Source organism: Mesorhizobium sp. WSM4842, assembly GCF_055901575.1.
Window position 1 is genome coordinate 6,298,435 of the sequence record NZ_CM148372.1, and the last position, 16,275, is coordinate 6,314,709.

Below are 16,275 nucleotides of genomic sequence, written 5' to 3' on the forward strand. Positions count from 1 at the left end.
TAATCGCCGTATTAAATTCTGTATCAATAAGGAATTTCACCATGGATGAAGAAACAGATGGCATTCTGCAGAACAGGCCCGCTGCCCGCGATGTCGACGCAACCGACCGAAAGATATTAGGCGTTCTGGTCGACGACGCCACCGTCAGCTATGCCGAGCTCGGTGATCGCGTCGGCCTGTCGCCGCCGGCAGCGCACGAACGGGTGAAGCGGCTTCGGCGCAGCGGCGCCATTCGCAACACCGCGGCAATCATCGATCCCAAGGCGGTGCGCAAGCCGTTGCTCGCTTTCGTGCACATCGACACCAAGGGCTGGGGAAAGACCCCCGAACTGATGGCGATCTCCGAGCACCCCGAAGTCGAGGAGATTCATTCGGTGGCCGGCGATACATGCATGCTGATCAAGGTCCGCACCGAGGATACTCGGGCGCTCGAAGGCCTGCTGTCGCGTCTCTACGAAACGCCCGGCGTCACCTCGACGCGAAGCTATGTGGTTCTGTCGACCTATCTGGAGCGGCCGGTGCAGCCCGGGATCACGACGGAATGGCCGGCGCCCCGGCACATGGCCAAACCGCTGTATTAGGCGGCCTGCGTCCAATCAACCAAGCTCCAGGGTCGTTATTGCAAAGACCCCGGATTGCGCTAACTGCGGCGCTTTTCCCCTGTACATTCGAGCCGTTTCGAAGCCCGGCTCGAGGCCGGCGGACGTCAGCTGAGCTGCAAATTGCCCGCTGGTCTCGGGCACGTCGAGATGGACATTTCCGGGTCCGGAGATGCCGGCGAGCGCGGCGAAAAGGCGACTTGCCGCGTCCAGGCTGTTGGAAAAAAGCGGCCCGATCTTGCAACCGTCCCGGCAACGGCGCGCGACGCCATATCCCTCGATCGCGCCATCCCTAACGATCGCCAGCGCCATGTGCGGCGGGCGCAGCCAGTGCTCCAGGAAGGATCGCCTCGGAGCGGGAAAGAAGCGGCTGTCGTAGTCCAGGACATTGGGTATGAGTTCCGGGTCTATGGCGCGAATACCACTGTCGGCGGTTGCCGGAACATCCGGCGATCCGACGAACCGGATCGTTCGGTAGACCGGCGCAAAACCCATGCTGCGGTAGTTGGCCTGCTGTTCGACGACACCATCGAGGCCGATCGTGCGGTTGCCGAGCCGCGCCATGCCGGTGTCCCAGACTGCCTTGCCATGGCCCTCACCGCGCCGGTCCGGCCGACAGATGTAGAGGCCGATGAAACCGAAATCGTCGCCATAGGCCACAGCAGAAATACCGGCCACCATCTCGCCATCGACAAAGGCGCCGATGAAGCCCTCGGGATCCGCTGCCTGGAACGCCACGGCATCGCCAACACCGGGATTCCAGCCTTCCGCTGCCGCCCAGTCGACAAGGGTTTCCACTTCGTCAAGTGCGAGCGTTCTGATCGTTCGGCGCATTGCGGTCACTCGGCGGCAACAGATCCGGGGGCGAAGGATTTCAAGGCGCCACGATAAGGCTTTGCCAGTGGGCTTGCATAGGCGCCACGCTTGGAGGTCGACAGGCCAAGCGCGATCAAGGCCTCGGCCTGCTTGACCGCTGCGCCGACACCGTCGATGACCGGAACGCCGAATTCCCGCTGCAGCTTGGCTGCGAGATCGGCCATGCCGGCGCAGCCGAGCACGATGGCCTCGGCGCGATCCTCGTCGAGCGCGCGCGCGATCTCGCCCCGCAATTTCAGGAACGCGTCCGATGCCGGGTCTCCGAGAGCAAGGACCGGGATATCGGCGGCGCGCACGCGTGCCCGCCCCGCCATGCCATAGCGCTGCACCAGCCCTTCGACCGGTACGCGCGAGCGCTCGGTCGTGGTGACGACGGTGAAGCGCTGGGCGATGAACGAGGCCGTGCTGAGCGCTGCCTCGCAGATGCCGATGACCGGAATGTTGGCCATGGCGCGCGCGGCATCGAGGCCGGTATCGTCGAAACAAGCGATGATCGCGGCCTGCGCGCCCGAGCGCTCGCCGGCGGCGATCTCGACCAGCAGGCCCGGCACGGCAAGCGCCTCGTCATAGTAGCCTTCGATCGAAACCGGACCCATCGTCGAGGTCACGGCGACGATGTCCGTACCGGCGCCGGCGACCAACCGCGCCGCAGCTGCAATGGTTTCGGTCATGCTGGCGGTGGTGTTCGGATTGACAACGACGATTTGCACTGAAGGTCTCATGCACGCGCTCGGCGACGCCCGACATAGACGATTGCGCCAAGCGTCAGCAGGATCACCAGGAAGGAAAATACTGATGTCACGGTGCCCAGTGCATAGAGCACCGGCGTCGTCACATTCGTCGTCATGCCGTAAATTTCGAGCGGCAACGTGTTGAACGTGCCCGAGGTCATCAGCGTGCGGGCGAACTCGTCATAGGACAGGGTGAAACCGAACAGGCCGACGCCGATCAGGCTGGGCGCGATCATCGGCAGCACGACATGCGCGAAGGTCTGCCAGGAGGTCGCTCCGAGATCACGCGCGGCCTCCTCATAGGCCGGCGAAAACCGGTTGAAGACGGCGAACATGATCAGCACGCCGAAAGGCAAGGTCCACGTCAGATGCGCGCCGAAGGCAGACGTGTACCAGGCGGGGCGGAAGCCGATCTGCTGGAAGACGACGCCGATGCCGAGCGAGATGATGATCGACGGCACGACCAGGCTGGCGACCGCCAGATAGAATAGTGCGGTGGCGCCGCGAAATTTTTGCCGGAAGGCAAGACCGGCAAGCAGCGACACGCCGACGGTCACGATCATCACCATCAGGCCAAGGATGAAGGAGCGTTTGAAGCTGCCGCCGAAATCGCCGACCGCCTGGCGCTCGAACAGATTGGCGAACCAGTGCAGCGAAACGCCGTTCAATGGGAATGTCAGCCCGCCATTCTCGCCCTGGAAAGAGAGGATCAGGATCGCCGAGAGCGGGCCGTAGAGAAACAGCACGAAAAGGGCGAAGAAGGCCGCCAGCACGTAGAATTCGAGGGGGCGCTTGTCGTGGCTCATCGCCTCACAGCTCCTTGCGAATGTCGACGATGCGCAGGATGCCGGCGACCATCAGCAGCACCAGCACCAGGAGCACGACCGCATTGGCGGCGGCCGCCGGATATTGCAGCAGCGACATCTGGTTCTTCATCATCAGCGCGACGGAGGCGCTCTGTCCGCCGGACATCACCTGCACCGTCGAAAAGTCGGCCATCACCAGCGTCACGACGAAGATGGTGCCGATCGCCATGCCCGGCTTGGCAAGCGGAATGACGACGTTCCACAGGACCTGCCAGCCGGACGCGCCGGCATCGCGGGCGGCCTCGATCAGCGACTTGTCGATGCGCATCAGCGTGTTGAAGATCGGCGTCACCATGAACAGCGTGTAGAGATGCACCATGGCCAGCACCACGGCGAATTCGGAATAGAGCAGCCATTCGATCGGCTTCGGGATCAGCCCGATCTCAACCAGCGTCGAGTTGACCAGCCCGTTGCGGCCAAGCACCGGAATCCACGAAATCATGCGGATGATGTTGGAGGTCAGGAACGGCACGGTGCAGACAAGGAACAGCACCATCTGCATGGCTGTGGTCCTGATATGGAAGGCGAGGAAATAGGCGACCCAGAAGCCGATGAACAGCGTCAGCGCCCAGACGATGGCGGCGTATTTCAGCGTGTTCAGATAGGTTTTCCAGGTGACCCAGGAGCCGAGCGTGTCGGAATAGTTGGTGGTCAGGAAATCCGGGTACATCGCCGCGAAGTCGTAGTCCCAGAAGGAGACCACGGCGATCATCAGGATCGGCAGCAAAAGGAATGCGCCGAGGATCAGCGCCAGCGGTGTCGCCTGGAGGTAGGGGACGATCGCGCCGATCGAGAAACGGCCGCGCCTGGCAGGTTTGGCGGCGGCTAGAGGCTGGTCGAGAGCCACGGTCATCCGGAACAGCTCTGAAGTGTCGCGGAGGGCCGATAATGTGGCAAGCTGTGATCCTTCGCGCCCCCCTCTGTCCTGCCGGACATCTCCCCCTCAAGGGGGGAGATTGGCAGCTCCGCCGATTGGTCTCCCCTAGCAGCATTGGCAATTGGCGAAAGCAGAGATGGCGGCGCAATCTCCCCCCTTGAGGGGGAGATGTCCGGCAGGACAGAGGGGGGCGCGAAGGAATGCAACATCTCAGCTATTGCTGCCTTGCATCAAGCAGCGATGAACTCGTTCCAGCGCCTCACCATGTAGCGGTCCTCGTCCATGACCGAGTTCCAGCAGGCGACCTTGCCCATGCGCTCGACGAAGGAGCCGCCGTCGCGCACGGCGCCCGCCTTCTCCATGACCTTGCCGTCCGGCGCCATGACGTCGCCCTTGGCCGGCTTGCCGTCGACCCAGTAGCCCCATTCGTCCTCGGACATGAACTGCTTGGCCGTGTCCATGGCGGCCGAGTAATAGCCCTGGCGGTTGAGGTAGGCGCCGACCCAGCCGGACAGGTACCAGTTGATGTATTCGTAGGCGGCATCGAGTTGGGCGCCCTTGAGATGCGCCGCCAGGCCAAGGCCGCCGCCCCACGAGCGATAGCCTTCCTTGAGCGGCTGGTACTTGCAGGCGATGCCCTTGGAGCGCACCGCCGCGACCGCCGGAGACCACATCGACTGGATGACCACTTCGCCTGAAGCCATCAAATTGACGCTCTCGTCGAACGATTTCCAGAACGCCCGGAACTGGCCGTCCTGCTTGGCCTTGATCAGGAAGTCGATCGTCTTGTCGATCTCCTCCTTGGTCATGTTGCCCTTGTCGGCATATTTGATGTTGCCCATGGCTTCCATGATCATCGCCGCATCCATGATGCCGATCGACGGGATGTTGAGAATGGCGGCCTTGCCCTTGAAGGCCGGATCCATGATGTCGGCCCAGGTGGTGATCTCGCGCCCGACAAGGTCGGGGCGGATGCCGAGCGTATCGGCATTGTAGATGGTCGGAACCATGGTCATCCACTGCGTCGGCTCCTTGGCGAAGGTCTTGGCGTCCTGCGCCTCGACGAAGCCGACCGTATGCGGCGCGGTGCCCTGGGCGATGACGCTGTCGGGCGTCAGCTTACCGGTGATGAACAGCGGTACGATCTTGTCGTAATATTTCAGCTTCTTGACATCCATCGGCTGCATCACGCCGGACGGATACACTTTCTTGGCGATCCAGTATTCGATGTCGGCGATGTCATAACTGTCCGGCTGGGTTACAGCACGCTGGGCGGCGGCGTCGGAATCGGTCGCCGTCATCTCCAGCGTGATGCCGAGATCAGCCTTGCACTTGTCGGCAATGGCGTTGAGGTTCGACACCCCGGTGCCGAACTGGCGCAGCGTGATCGGGTTCTGCGCCCAGATCGTCGGGAACCCTGATATGGCACCCGAGCCGGCGGCAAGACCGACGGCGGCAGCTCCGGTCTTGAGCAGCGAGCGGCGGGAAATTCCTGTCTTCTTGTCGGTGGTGTTGGTCATGTCAGTTCCCCTGTTTTGATTGGTGTTGGTTCAGGAATCGAGACGGCCAAGGACGATCGCGTCCTCGGCGTCCCAGGCGATCGGCACCGCGTCGCCGACGGCGACCGGCCTGGCGAAGAAGCTGGTGTCGTCGACGATCACCGTAAAATCCTCGATGCCGGCGCCATTGACCGAGAGCTTCACGGTCGAGCCTCGGTATTCGACGTTGGAGGCGATGCCGGTGAAGCCCAGCCCGGTGGCCGGCGGATCACCGATCCGCACGTGATCGGTGCGAATGGCGATATCGATCGGCTCGCCGATCGCCCTGCCCTGCCCGCTGGCCGCAAGCGAGGCGCCACCCGGCACATCGAAGACAACCATGCCGTCGCGGTTGCCGCTGACGCGGCCGGAGACGACGTTGTGATCGCCCATGAAACGGGCGACGAACGCGGTGGCCGGCCGCTCGAAGACGATGCGCGGATGCGCCGCCTGCTCGATGCGGCCGTCATTCATGACCACGATCAGGTCGGCGAGCGCCATCGCCTCCTCCTGGCTGTGGGTGACGTGGACGAAAGTGATGCCGAGCGAGGTCTGCAGCTTCTTCAGTTCCGCCCGCATGCGGATCTTCAGGAATGGATCGAGTGCCGATAGCGGCTCGTCGAGCAGCAGCGCTTCGGGGTCGGTGATCAGCGCGCGGGCCAGAGCGACGCGTTGCTGCTGTCCGCCCGAAAGCTGCGCCGGGCGGCGGCTGGCATAGCCCTCCATCTGCATCAGCTTCAGCATATCGAGCGCTTTGGCGCGGCGCTCCTCCTTGCCGACACCCTTCATCTTGAGGCTGAACGCAACATTGTCGACCAGGTCGAGATGCGGAAACAGCGCGTAGGACTGGAACATCATGGCGGTGCCGCGCCTGGCCGGCGGCAGGTCGGTGACCACTGTGTTGCCGAGACGCACGTCGCCGCTCGATATGCTCTCGTGCCCGGCAATCATGCGCAGCGTCGAGGTCTTGCCGCAGCCGGACGGCCCGAGCAGGCAGCAATAGGTTCCCGCGGGGATTTTCAAGCTGATGTCTTCGACGGCAGTCGTTGCGCCATAGATTTTCGAAACGGACACGATGTCGATTTCGGCGGCTTTGGACATCCGGCTTCCTCTCTAAATCAACTTAAGCAAAGCATCATGCATGCCAATTGCCCTACTTCGGCCGCAAGCGATTGAAACCTTGGGGAAATCGGGATTGCATCGGGCTGCCTGCCGAAACAGCATGCTTATGCAATGCACAAATTATAGGCGATAGCGGGCGATTCTCGCAAAAATCGTATGCAATCTTTTCTGATATCGTATTCACTTTGGCCCTCGTGCACGCGACCCGATTCAGGGTAGAAGGGGTGCAGGGACTACCATCATGAATATAGCCGACCAGACTTTCCCTGCTGTCGACAGTGCCAACGAGGATCGCGCCCAGGCAATCCGCGACCAGTTGCGAGACGCGATCGTCGATCGCCGGCTGGCGCCCGGAACCAAGCTGTCGGAAGGTGAGGTCGGCACTTTATTCGATGTCAGCCGCACCGTGGCGCGCGCAGCGCTGCAGATGCTCTCCTTCGAAGGCCTGGTGCGGACCGAGCGCAATCGTGGCGCCTTCGTCGCCAACCCGTCGCCGGAGGAAGCGCGTCAGGTCTTCGCTTCGCGCCGGCTGATCGAGCCCGGCATAGCGATTGCCGCAGCCGGGCGGATGACGCCGGCGCATGTCGCCGCCTTCAAGGCGCAGCTCGATGAAGAGGGCCGCTTCATTGCCGAACGCGGACCAAATGCAAGACGATCGGAGATCAAGGCTTCGGGCGATTTTCACCTGCTGCTGGCGTCGGTCGCCGGAAACATCATCCTCCAGCGCTTCATGGAAGAACTGGTCGCGCGTTCATCGCTGGTGATCGCGCTCTATGGCCGCTCGGGCGTCTCGAGCTGCGGCCATAGCGAGCACATGAATATCCTAGAGGCGCTGGAAAATGGCAATTCCGAACGCGCCAGCGCACTGATGCTGCACCACATCGACCATATCGAGGCCGACCTCGATCTGCGCATCAGGAGCGGTCCGGCGCTCAGGCAGGCGCTCGAGTTCTGACGCTCATTTCGACCGGAGGGACGCGATAACCGCGCCCTTCAAAGCCGCTCGGCACGGATCTTCAGGATCTGGTACAGCAAATCGCGGATGCGCCGCAGCCTCATCGACAATTTCTGGCTCATCTGCATTCCAGTTCTGTTTGCCGACTGCCTGCGCTTGATCGCCTCACTCAGAAACTTTGTGCCGCCATGGCCATTCCAACCAGCGAGGTGGCGAGCCCCGCGTTGCGGATCGTCGTCGGCCAACGAGCCAGCTTGACAGCGGACAGAATGCCGATCGCATGCAGCATCGACGAGCCGAGCATGAAACCAGCGGCGTAGGCGATGCCGCCGGCGCTCTCGGGAATCTCGAGGCCGTGGGCATTGCCGTGAAAGAGGCCGAACTGGGCGGTCAGCGCCGCGGCGGCGGCCAGCGGCAGCGGCCTGGCAAGACCGACCATGGCGCCGAAGACCACCAGCGACAGCGCGATGCCCGTTTCAAGCGAAGGCAGGCCGATGCCCGCCATGCCGAGCAAGGCTCCGGCGACCATGGCCGAGACAAAGACCAGCGGCACTAGCACAACACTGCGCCCGCCGGCGCGAGCGCCAATCATGCCGACCGTGACCATGGCCAGCAGATGATCCATGCCGAAGAGCGGGTGTTCGAGGCCGGCGAAAAAGCCGTGGACGTGAACGCCGCCGCTATGCGCAAACGCCAGCGACGGCGTGAGGGCAGCGAGAGCTGAAAGGGTGCCAAGTCTTGCTAATGTTTTCATGGTTGTACCTGTTCGATGAGAGTGACGGGTTCTGGTTTCAGTGCCCGGGAACGGCAAATTGCGAAGCGGCGGAACGGTCTGCAAGAGCGCGCGCCGCGGCGAAGCCGAGCGGCTTTTGCTCATTGCCATCGTGATAGATGAAAGCGATGCGGCGGCGGTGCGATGTCAGGCGCGCCGGCAACGGGTGATAGGCGACGCCGGTGCCGCCGACGAGCGGCATGACCGCGCCGACGTCGACCAGATCCTCGGTCTCGACGCGAAGCAGATGAAGCCGCACGCCGTCTGCCGTCTCGCCGACAAAGGGTATGCCGGCCAGGCGCAGAAAGCTGGATGGGTCCGGCGCCCGCGCAAAGCCTTCGAGGAAGGCGGTTTCAACAAGGTCGAGGTCGACCATCGCTGCATCGGCCGGCGGCTCGTGAGCCTGGTCCGGCAGATGCGGCGTCTGCCATTGCAGCGGCTTGCCCGCGGGCCCGTTGTGGCCGAGGACGTGCCGATGGTCGTGATGGCCGTTCGGCCCGTGATGATGATGGCCATCGCCATGATCGTGACTGTGGTGGTGATCATCGTGCATGGTTAAAAACTCGCCGGTTTGTCGATAATGGATTTGTGCTTGCCGAGATTACCGTGGGCGACCATCGAGCCGAGCGCCTCGACGACGACACGCACACCGAACAGCGCCGTGATGTCCGACGTGTCGTAAGGCGGCGAAACCTCGACCACTTCCAGTCCGCAAATGCCGGGTGCCGTCACCAATCCCAGAAGCTTGAGCGCCTCGCGCGGCAGGAAGCCGCCTGGCTCAGGCCAGCCCGTGCCGGGCACGAAGCCGCAATCGAGGCTGTCGACGTCGAAGGAGATGTAGACGGCGTCGGTGTCTTTCCATGCGAGTTCGAGCGCGATTTCCGCCGCCTTCTCGAGGCCCATCTGCTCGATGTCGGCAATGGTCAGCACGTTGGTGCCGCGTTTTCTCGCCTCGGCGACGCCGTAGCGGGGAACCTGCCAGCCGCCGATGCCGAGCTGCACGAGATTGGTCGCCGAGACGTTCGGCAGGTTGGTCGCCCAGTACCAGGGCGTGGTGTGCATGCGCTCGTCGAGATCCTTTTCCTGGATGTCGATATGGCGATCGAAATGGATGATGCCGATGCGTTTCGAGGTCACGTCGGCGATGCCGCGCACGCAAGGGAAACCGATCGAATGGTCGCCGCCCAGCATGATCGGCAGCGCGCCGGACGAGGCGACATGGCTGACGCCCTTGGTGATCTGGTCGAAGCTCTTTTCGAGATTGGCGGGAATGGTGAAGACGTCGCCGGCGTCGCACAGCGTCATCTGCTCGCGCAAATCGACGCCGAGCTCGTAATTGTACGGCGTGTAGAGCGCCGAGATGCGACGAATGCCTTGCGGCCCGAAGCGGGTTCCCGGCCGGTAGGTGGTGCCGCTGTCGAAAGGGATGCCGATGACGGCCGCGTCATATTTGCCGACATCGCGGACGTTCTCGACATAGGGCGCCTTGAGAAAGGTGTTGATGCCGGCGAAATGCGGCAGCTCGCCGCGCGCGAATGTCGGGATCGACTTGTCGACGATCGACTCCGACCCTGGCAGGCCCATGTCGAGCGCCCATTGCTGCTCCTTGCGCCAGCCGCTTTCCGGCAGCTTGCCCTCGGCCTCGATCGATTTCCAGCCCTGCGTGCCGCGGGCGTCGAAATCCGGGTGGTGAAAACGCTCCCGGGCCGCCCGGGCGACGAGCCCTGCCCGGCGGTGGCTGCGTTCGGGGATATCTCTGGACATTCAAACTCTCCGTTACGACGCCGTCGTCGCCATTGCTGTATCCGGCCGGGTCGTCCCGACCATCGCGGCCACCTTGGCCAAGTGATGAGAGGAAGCCCGGGTCTTGCGATCGAGCCTCAGATCGTAGGTGATCGTCGCGCCGTAAGCGGACGGGAACTGCGGATCGTGGCGCACCTTGTCGAAGACCAGCACGCGGGTGCCGAGCTTGAAGGCCTCGCCGATATCGTGGGTGACCATCACCACCGTCATGCCGTGCTCGGTCCAGAGCTCGGTCAGCAGGTCGTGCATCTCGACGCGGATGCCGGGATCGAGCGCACCGAACGGCTCGTCGAGAAGCAGGATCTGCGGACGGCCGAGCAAGGTCTGCGCGATCGCCAGCCGCTGCTGCATGCCGCCGGAAAGCGATGCCGGATAAAGGTCGCGCGCATGGGCAAGGCCAACCCGCGCCAGCATGGCCTCGGCCTCTTGCCTGGCGTTTCTGCGCCTGGCGCCGAAGACGCGGCCAAACGGCCCGCCCGAGCGAAAGTCTTCGACCAGCAGCAGGTTCTGCATGGCGGTCAGATGCGGAAACACCGAATAGCGCTGAAACACGATGCCGCGCTGCGGCGTCGGCTCGGGCACGATCGGGCCATCGCCGACGATGACGACGCCACTGCTCTGCTGCTCCTGGCCGAGCAGAATGCGCAGGAATGTCGATTTTCCGCAGCCGCTGGCGCCGACCAGCGACAGGAATTCGCCGGCCTCGGCGGTGACGTTGACCCGCTCGAGCACGCGGGCATCGCCATAACTCTTTTCCAGCCCGTGAACGACGATGCGGCTCATCTTGCCTCCACCGGGTGCGCCCAAGGAAACACCGCTTGGGAAAGCCGCACCAGCAGCCAATCGGTGATGACGGCAAGCAGCGTGATCCAGGCGACATAGGGCAGGATGACGTCCATCGAGAGATAGCGGCGGACGAGGAAGATGCGGTAGCCCAGCCCTTCGGTCGAGGCGATGGCTTCGGCGGCGATCAGGAAAAGCCAGGCCGGCCCGAGTGCCAGCCGCACGCAGGTGATAAGGCGCGGCATGACTTGCGGCAGCACCAGCCGCAAGACCGTGGTCCAGCTGTTGCCGCCAAGTGTTTGCGCCTTGGCCACCAGTTCGGACGGCAATTCCAGCACCCGGTTGGCGATGTCGCGCACCATCACCGGCGCGACGCCGACAGCGATCAGCGTGATCTTGGCCGTTTCGCCGAGGCCGAGCGCGATGAACAGGATCGGCAGCAGCGCCAGCGGTGGGATGACGCAGACGACGGTGACGAACGGCAGCAGGAACGCCCGCACCCGCGGGATGAAGCCGATGGCGATGCCAAGCGAAAGCGCGGCGACGGTGGCAACGCCCACGCCCGCGAACAGCCTGAGGAGACTGGCATAGGTGTCGACCCACAGGATGAGGTCGCCCGAGCGCCTGTCCGGAACCGTCGCCAGGTCAAGAAAGGCCGACCACATCTGTGCCGGCGAAGGCAGCAGCTTGTCGCTGGGATTGACGGCCAGTCGTTGCGCCGACGCGATCAGATAGGCGATCGCCACGAACAAGAACGGCAAGCCGCCGAGGAACAAGGCGCCGCCGCGCGAGACCTTCGCATTGATCATGCGAAGGCGCACCTTCGGCCGTGGCCGCGAAGGGCGCGTGGTGCCCTCCCCGCCCGTTTCGGAGACTATATTCATTTCGCTCGGTCCCCTGGCCAGCATGTCGGGTCAGGGCGTTGCGGTTGCGGCCTCGGCCATGAAGGCTGGATCGAAACGCAGCTTGACATTGTTGGCGTCGCCCAGCGTGGATCCGTCGGGAAAGCTCATGCCGACCATGTCGACACTCGTCGCGTTGGTGCCGAGAATGCCGTGGCTGAACAGGAAGTTGCGGACCAGATCCATGGTCTTCGGCAATTCGGTGCCGTTGGTGAACTCGACCGCCTTGGCGGGGTCGAAGAACATTGCCGTCGAAGCGAGCTGCGCGTCGAAGCCGGCGAGGTCGGTGCCAGATGCCTTGGCCATCTCCTCCTTGGCTGCCTTGCCTTCCGGCGTGTCCGAGGTCATCAGGTCCATCGCTTCGTACCACGCGCCGACAAGCGCCTTGCCCAATGCCGGATTGTCCTTCAGCGTCTCGGTGTTGACGACCATCAAGTCGATGATCTCGCCGGGAATCTGCGCGGAATCGAACACCTTGTGCGCTCCCGGCATGGCGACGATCTCGGAGACCAGCGGGTTCCAGGTAACGACCGAGGTGACGTCGCTGGTGCCATAGGCGGCGACCATGTCGGCGTCGGAGGTGTTGACGACGGTGATGTCCTTCTCGGCGAGCTTGACCGTGTCCAGCGCCCGCGCCAGCAGGTAATGCGAGACGGAGAGCTCGACGAGATTGACTTTCTGGCCGGCAATGTCGGCGAGCGCGGCCTTGTCCTTGAGGATCACCGCATCATTGCCGTTGGAGAAGTCGCCGATGATGAGGGCGGTGGTGTCGACGCCGCCGCCGGCGGGGATCGACAGCGCGTCCATGTTGGTCATCGAGCAGCCGTCGAAACCGCCGGCGGTGTACTGGTTGATGCTTTCGACATAGTCGTTGATGCGGGTGATCTCGACATTGATGCCGTTTTTGTCAGCCCATTTCTTCATGATGCCGCTGTCGGAGAGATAGCCCCACGGCATCCAGCCGACATAGATCGACCAGCATATCTTGAAGTCTTTCTTGGGCGCCGCGCCGGCGGCGGAAATTATGGGAAGGCCGAGCGATGCGGCTAGGATGATTGCGGCCAGCTTGCGAAGCATTGCGTACCCCTGTTCGCGATCCGGATTGCGACCGGACTTGATGTTGGGGTTTGCGAGCGCGCATCCGGGAGAGGTTCGCGCCAGCAAACCCGTGCAGGGTTCTCCCGGGATTTTGGCCCGCCGTGTTCCGCCGGATGCCTCAGTGCATCCCTGGCGGTCGCATCTCTTGGACCAGCACCGCTGTGTTGCGGCCGGAACCCTAGACGCTCTGCACACCATTCACGAAGCAAGGAGCATGCCAAGCCGAATTGTGCCAAATGCATGGCATTTGCGGACTGTGCGGCTTCGAGCATTCGCGCGAGTGACGCGAAAATCATCGCATCGCCGACGGATTGGGCAGTTTGCCTGATTGCTAGCGGTCAAAATCTGACGCTTGCTTCCGGGGCCGTTAGCCCGCTCAGGGTGGGAAGGAGACCTAACTCACCAGCTCTCCGACGGCGCGTGTGCGCCAGGAGCGGTCCTTCCCTTCAAGCCGCTGTTATGGAACGACGTGTGTGGGCCGTTAGCGGTCGGTCGGCTTGCGGTGCAGGGGATAGTAGCGGACATTCAACCTGCAAGGCCCGATGTCGTGGCCTGACCCTGATCGGACCTTTCGGGACCTATTTTCCCTCCAGAAACCCGACATTCGGTCCAGCCAGCGCTCATGACCGAAAGACGACTGACGTCTACCGCGAGGTGGACGGCAGCTTTGCGCCGCATGTCGGCCGTAGAAGTCGATCTTGACGTTGCTCGGAAGCAGACATCTCCTTTGACCGCGCTTTACTTGGCGTCGCGACGAGCCTCCGAGCACATCTCAGCAACGCGGTCAAAGGTTGTGGGTTGTTAAATGTTTACAGCTTTGCGCATCACCTCGCTTTCGTGGCTCTAGATCTCGTGCAGGCAATCCTGAGTCAGCCGAGCGTTGACTGCCACCGGCCCTGCCACCGAGACTATGTTGCCATCCGCCTCGTTTCGTGGCGGCCTTCTCGCAGCCGGATTCAGGCCGCGTGCTTGGAACTAATGACGGGCGAGACTGTTCAGCTGTGACTTTGGCATGACGCTGACGTGCCCTCCTGGCTGGGTAAGCCTCGATCTTGAGGAGACTCGCATCATGAAGATTTCGTTCAGATTTCGTTCAGTCGCGGCTGCGGTTGTCGCTGCAGCAGGAATCTTTGCCGGCTCCGCGCATGCCGACAGCGGTACGATCCGCTTCTCAGTCTACAAGGCTGCCTTCTTTGTGGGTGGCTCTGGAGGCGAGGGCACGCTGACCTTCCATGGTCGCCGCTATCCCATCTCTGTCGGCGGCATCTCGGGCGGCCTCGCCTTCGGGGCTTCTAAGACCTATTTCCATGGTACCGTGCGCCACATTCGCCGCGTCCAAGATGTGACGGGGGTCTACGGTGCGGCGGGCGGTGGCGGCGCGTTCGGCAAAGGGGCCCAGGTGATCGTCATGACCAATGACAAGGGCGCCCAACTCGAACTCTCAGGCAAGCAGGTAGGCCTGCAAGTCAACGCCGATCTCAGCGGTATTGCCATCACGGTGAAGTAGGGGCCGTCGCTCCGTTCGTCGTCCCTGCAGTCGGCCCACTACGCTGAATACAAAGGGTCGGCTTTCAGCGCTACCATCTAGGAAGCGGCCATTCCACTGTCGGCCCCAATCGAGACGCTCGGGTAATACGCGCCAAGCGTCCGCTCGTGGCGCGACCGAGCCGGCCGGCGCATCGGCTCGGATTGTACCGCAACGGAGCGTTCTACGTCGCGATCGGGTGGAATGTCGACGTTCAGGTTGGATTACCCGCGGGCTCTACGCCGATAACATTCTGCTCCGCGTCCGTCGTGAACGTTCCCTTCGATTGATCCAATATTACAAGCACGTTGCCGAAAGGGTCACATACACGGGCGCATCGTCCGATCGCGATGTCGAACGGCGGTTCCACTGCCGTTCCGCCCGCTGCCAAAAATTCTCGAAATGCCGCGTCCACATCATCAACCAGAATATCAGTCTCTGGACCAATACGAAGATGAACTACTAGTTCTGCATCTGCTTCAGGCAACGCGAAGCCGGCAGCTTCCGCGTCCCGCCAGATGAGGGCATGGCCGAGCCGATCCCGATAAAAGGATATGGCTTCGTCAAGATCGCTCACATGCAGTAGATAGTTGTCGAGTTTTCGGAACAACGGTCTTTTGGCGGCCTCGTAAGCCATTGCGGGACCTCGCGCAGTATCACGGGCTCACATCAGTGCCCAAGATTATGGTTCCGCGACGAGTTCCGCAACGGCTCAGCGTCGGCTCCAGCTGATGCCACTTTGCAACAGCTCTTTGTATCGCGGGAACGGCAGCTATGGGGTCGATTCCGGGCCTAGCGCGAACGTCCGGTTCGGAGATTCGTCATGAACGACCGGAAGTGGCGCAACCACGACCTCAGCGAGGTTCTTGGGATGTCGGCTTTCAAGGAAGCGGCAATGCTGATCTCAATGTCCGACATGGGACGCAAAGTGGTCGTTCAACAGGTGTGGCATAGTCAACCGCTGCGGGTCTGAAAGCGACAATGTGTCTGTCCGGAAAATGACCGTTTTGCCAACAGCGAAATATGTTCGCCGGTGTCTATCTCGTTTGCGCCATGAGCCCGCGAGGGGCTAACGTCTCATTCGGGGCCGAAAGCGGACTGGCGGCTTCTGACGTCCGAATAACGATAGCGGACGTTCAGCCCGGTGGGACCCAGGTCTGAAACTGGCCCTGAACGGGACATTCCCCCAATCGAACCGGAACGTCTCGAAGGGCTGGGAAGCTGAGGTTGCCCTGCAGTGCAGAAGCCGGCTGTCAAACATCGACTTTGCGAGGGATTTTCATGCCGCTGTCACAGCGGCAATTGGGCCGCAAGTCAGGAAGACAGCGGTCTTCCGATGTGACACCAACAACGCTGCCCTATTCGCATATTTGATCCTTTTGCCCCGGCGGTGGAATCAGGATTCACAGTTGGCCAATTTGTGGAACGGAATTCTATCCGAGCGGGCTCACGGCCTCGGTCGCGGACTTTTTCAACAATATCGGCGCGAAGCTGCTATTCGTTACGTATGAGCCAACCATCCCCTATTGGGCACGAAGTCCAGTACACGCTACCCAACCGTTCGAGTGTTGCAACTGAGATGCCACTTGTACTCAGAGGCCTGCAAATCGAAGTTTTTCGTAGTTCGTGCGCTTATGTGTCATCGTCGAGAGGAACAACGAAACTGTAATGCCCATCTCCTATGTTCGTGGCCCGCCAAATCTACGCTGTTTTACGCCAAACTACGATGTAGCCCGCTGATCCAAACCGTTGTGACAGCGCTAAACGTAGTTTGGGCTTCCGCTGTGCGCCTGAATCTCCTCAGAGTTAATCTTCAGATGTCGCGTTT

Annotated in this window: 17 protein-coding genes and 1 riboswitch; of the genes, 5 read left to right on the forward strand and 12 right to left on the reverse strand. The window is 62.2% G+C overall.

Features of this window, described 5'->3' with window-relative positions:
• The first annotated feature begins 41 nt into the window (after positions 1–41).
• Positions 42–581, forward strand: coding sequence for an Lrp/AsnC family transcriptional regulator (locus AC0NIE_RS30520; protein WP_123146884.1), 540 nt, complete (start codon positions 42–44; stop codon positions 579–581).
• 15 nt (positions 582–596) lie between these two features.
• On the opposite strand, the gene AC0NIE_RS30525 is transcribed toward AC0NIE_RS30520, so the two are convergent.
• From AC0NIE_RS30525 to AC0NIE_RS30550, 6 genes are all read right to left on the reverse strand, one after another.
• Positions 597–1,433 carry a GNAT family N-acetyltransferase gene (locus AC0NIE_RS30525; RefSeq protein ID WP_473486076.1) on the reverse strand — a complete coding sequence of 279 codons (837 nt, stop codon included), beginning with the start codon at positions 1,431–1,433 and terminating at the stop codon, positions 597–599.
• A gap of 5 nt (positions 1,434–1,438) precedes the next feature.
• Positions 1,439–2,185, reverse strand: a complete 747-nt coding sequence (locus AC0NIE_RS30530) for an aspartate/glutamate racemase family protein (protein ID WP_473486077.1) — start codon at positions 2,183–2,185, stop codon at positions 1,439–1,441.
• Positions 2,186–2,193: 8 nt separating this feature from the next.
• A complete protein-coding gene (locus AC0NIE_RS30535; protein WP_473486078.1) occupies positions 2,194–3,012 on the reverse strand; it encodes an ABC transporter permease in 819 nt (272 codons plus the stop codon).
• 4 nt (positions 3,013–3,016) lie between these two features.
• Positions 3,017–3,925 (reverse strand): ABC transporter permease, encoded by a 909-nt coding sequence (locus tag AC0NIE_RS30540; RefSeq protein ID WP_473486079.1) that lies wholly within the window; start codon positions 3,923–3,925, stop codon positions 3,017–3,019.
• 254 nt (positions 3,926–4,179) lie between these two features.
• Positions 4,180–5,469: an ABC transporter substrate-binding protein gene (locus AC0NIE_RS30545; protein ID WP_473486080.1), complete on the reverse strand. Its 1,290-nt coding sequence runs from the start codon at positions 5,467–5,469 to the stop codon at positions 4,180–4,182.
• A 30-nt stretch (positions 5,470–5,499) separates the two neighbouring features.
• The gene (locus tag AC0NIE_RS30550) at positions 5,500–6,588 is read right to left on the reverse strand and encodes an ABC transporter ATP-binding protein (RefSeq protein ID WP_473486081.1); all 1,089 of its coding nucleotides are present in this window, start codon (positions 6,586–6,588) and stop codon (positions 5,500–5,502) included.
• 262 nt (positions 6,589–6,850) lie between these two features.
• On the opposite strand from AC0NIE_RS30550, the gene AC0NIE_RS30555 reads away from it, so the two are divergent.
• Positions 6,851–7,564: a GntR family transcriptional regulator gene (locus AC0NIE_RS30555; RefSeq protein WP_473486082.1), complete on the forward strand. Its 714-nt coding sequence runs from the start codon at positions 6,851–6,853 to the stop codon at positions 7,562–7,564.
• A 169-nt stretch (positions 7,565–7,733) separates the two neighbouring features.
• Here AC0NIE_RS30555 and AC0NIE_RS30560 read toward each other — a convergent pair whose 3' ends face one another.
• Positions 7,734–8,318 (reverse strand): HupE/UreJ family protein, encoded by a 585-nt coding sequence (locus tag AC0NIE_RS30560; RefSeq protein ID WP_473486083.1) that lies wholly within the window; start codon positions 8,316–8,318, stop codon positions 7,734–7,736.
• 115 nt (positions 8,319–8,433) lie between these two features.
• On the opposite strand from AC0NIE_RS30560, the gene AC0NIE_RS30565 reads away from it, so the two are divergent.
• A complete protein-coding gene (locus AC0NIE_RS30565) occupies positions 8,434–8,895 on the forward strand; it encodes a hypothetical protein (RefSeq protein ID WP_473486085.1) in 462 nt (153 codons plus the stop codon).
• Here the strand turns inward: AC0NIE_RS30565 and AC0NIE_RS30570 are convergent.
• The 4 genes from AC0NIE_RS30570 to AC0NIE_RS30585 form a co-directional block, all read right to left on the reverse strand.
• The gene (locus AC0NIE_RS30570) at positions 8,892–10,100 is read right to left on the reverse strand and encodes an agmatinase family protein (RefSeq protein WP_473486086.1); all 1,209 of its coding nucleotides are present in this window, start codon (positions 10,098–10,100) and stop codon (positions 8,892–8,894) included. The two genes, AC0NIE_RS30565 and AC0NIE_RS30570, sit on opposite strands and share 4 nt — an antisense overlap.
• Positions 10,101–10,112: 12 nt before the next feature.
• Positions 10,113–10,922: an ATP-binding cassette domain-containing protein gene (locus tag AC0NIE_RS30575; RefSeq protein WP_473486087.1), complete on the reverse strand. Its 810-nt coding sequence runs from the start codon at positions 10,920–10,922 to the stop codon at positions 10,113–10,115.
• Complete coding sequence (locus AC0NIE_RS30580; protein WP_473486088.1) at positions 10,919–11,731, reverse strand: ABC transporter permease; 813 nt, start codon at positions 11,729–11,731, stop codon at positions 10,919–10,921. Before AC0NIE_RS30580 ends, AC0NIE_RS30575 begins: the two co-directional genes overlap by 4 nt.
• A 105-nt stretch (positions 11,732–11,836) precedes the next feature.
• Positions 11,837–12,901, reverse strand: a complete 1,065-nt coding sequence (locus AC0NIE_RS30585) for a putative urea ABC transporter substrate-binding protein (RefSeq protein ID WP_473486089.1) — start codon at positions 12,899–12,901, stop codon at positions 11,837–11,839.
• A gap of 99 nt (positions 12,902–13,000) precedes the next feature.
• Positions 13,001–13,115: riboswitch (guanidine-I (ykkC/yxkD leader) on the reverse strand.
• 876 nt (positions 13,116–13,991) lie between these two features.
• Between AC0NIE_RS30585 and AC0NIE_RS30590 the strand changes: the two genes are divergently transcribed.
• Positions 13,992–14,429 (forward strand): hypothetical protein, encoded by a 438-nt coding sequence (locus AC0NIE_RS30590; protein ID WP_473486090.1) that lies wholly within the window; start codon positions 13,992–13,994, stop codon positions 14,427–14,429.
• A 232-nt stretch (positions 14,430–14,661) separates the two neighbouring features.
• On the opposite strand, the gene AC0NIE_RS30595 is transcribed toward AC0NIE_RS30590, so the two are convergent.
• Positions 14,662–15,084, reverse strand: a complete 423-nt coding sequence (locus tag AC0NIE_RS30595; protein ID WP_473486091.1) for a VOC family protein — start codon at positions 15,082–15,084, stop codon at positions 14,662–14,664.
• Between the two features lie 186 nt (positions 15,085–15,270).
• On the opposite strand from AC0NIE_RS30595, the gene AC0NIE_RS30600 reads away from it, so the two are divergent.
• On the forward strand, positions 15,271–15,420 hold the full coding sequence (locus tag AC0NIE_RS30600) for a hypothetical protein (protein ID WP_473486092.1): 150 nt from the start codon (positions 15,271–15,273) through the stop codon (positions 15,418–15,420).
• Positions 15,421–16,275 lie beyond the last annotated feature (855 nt).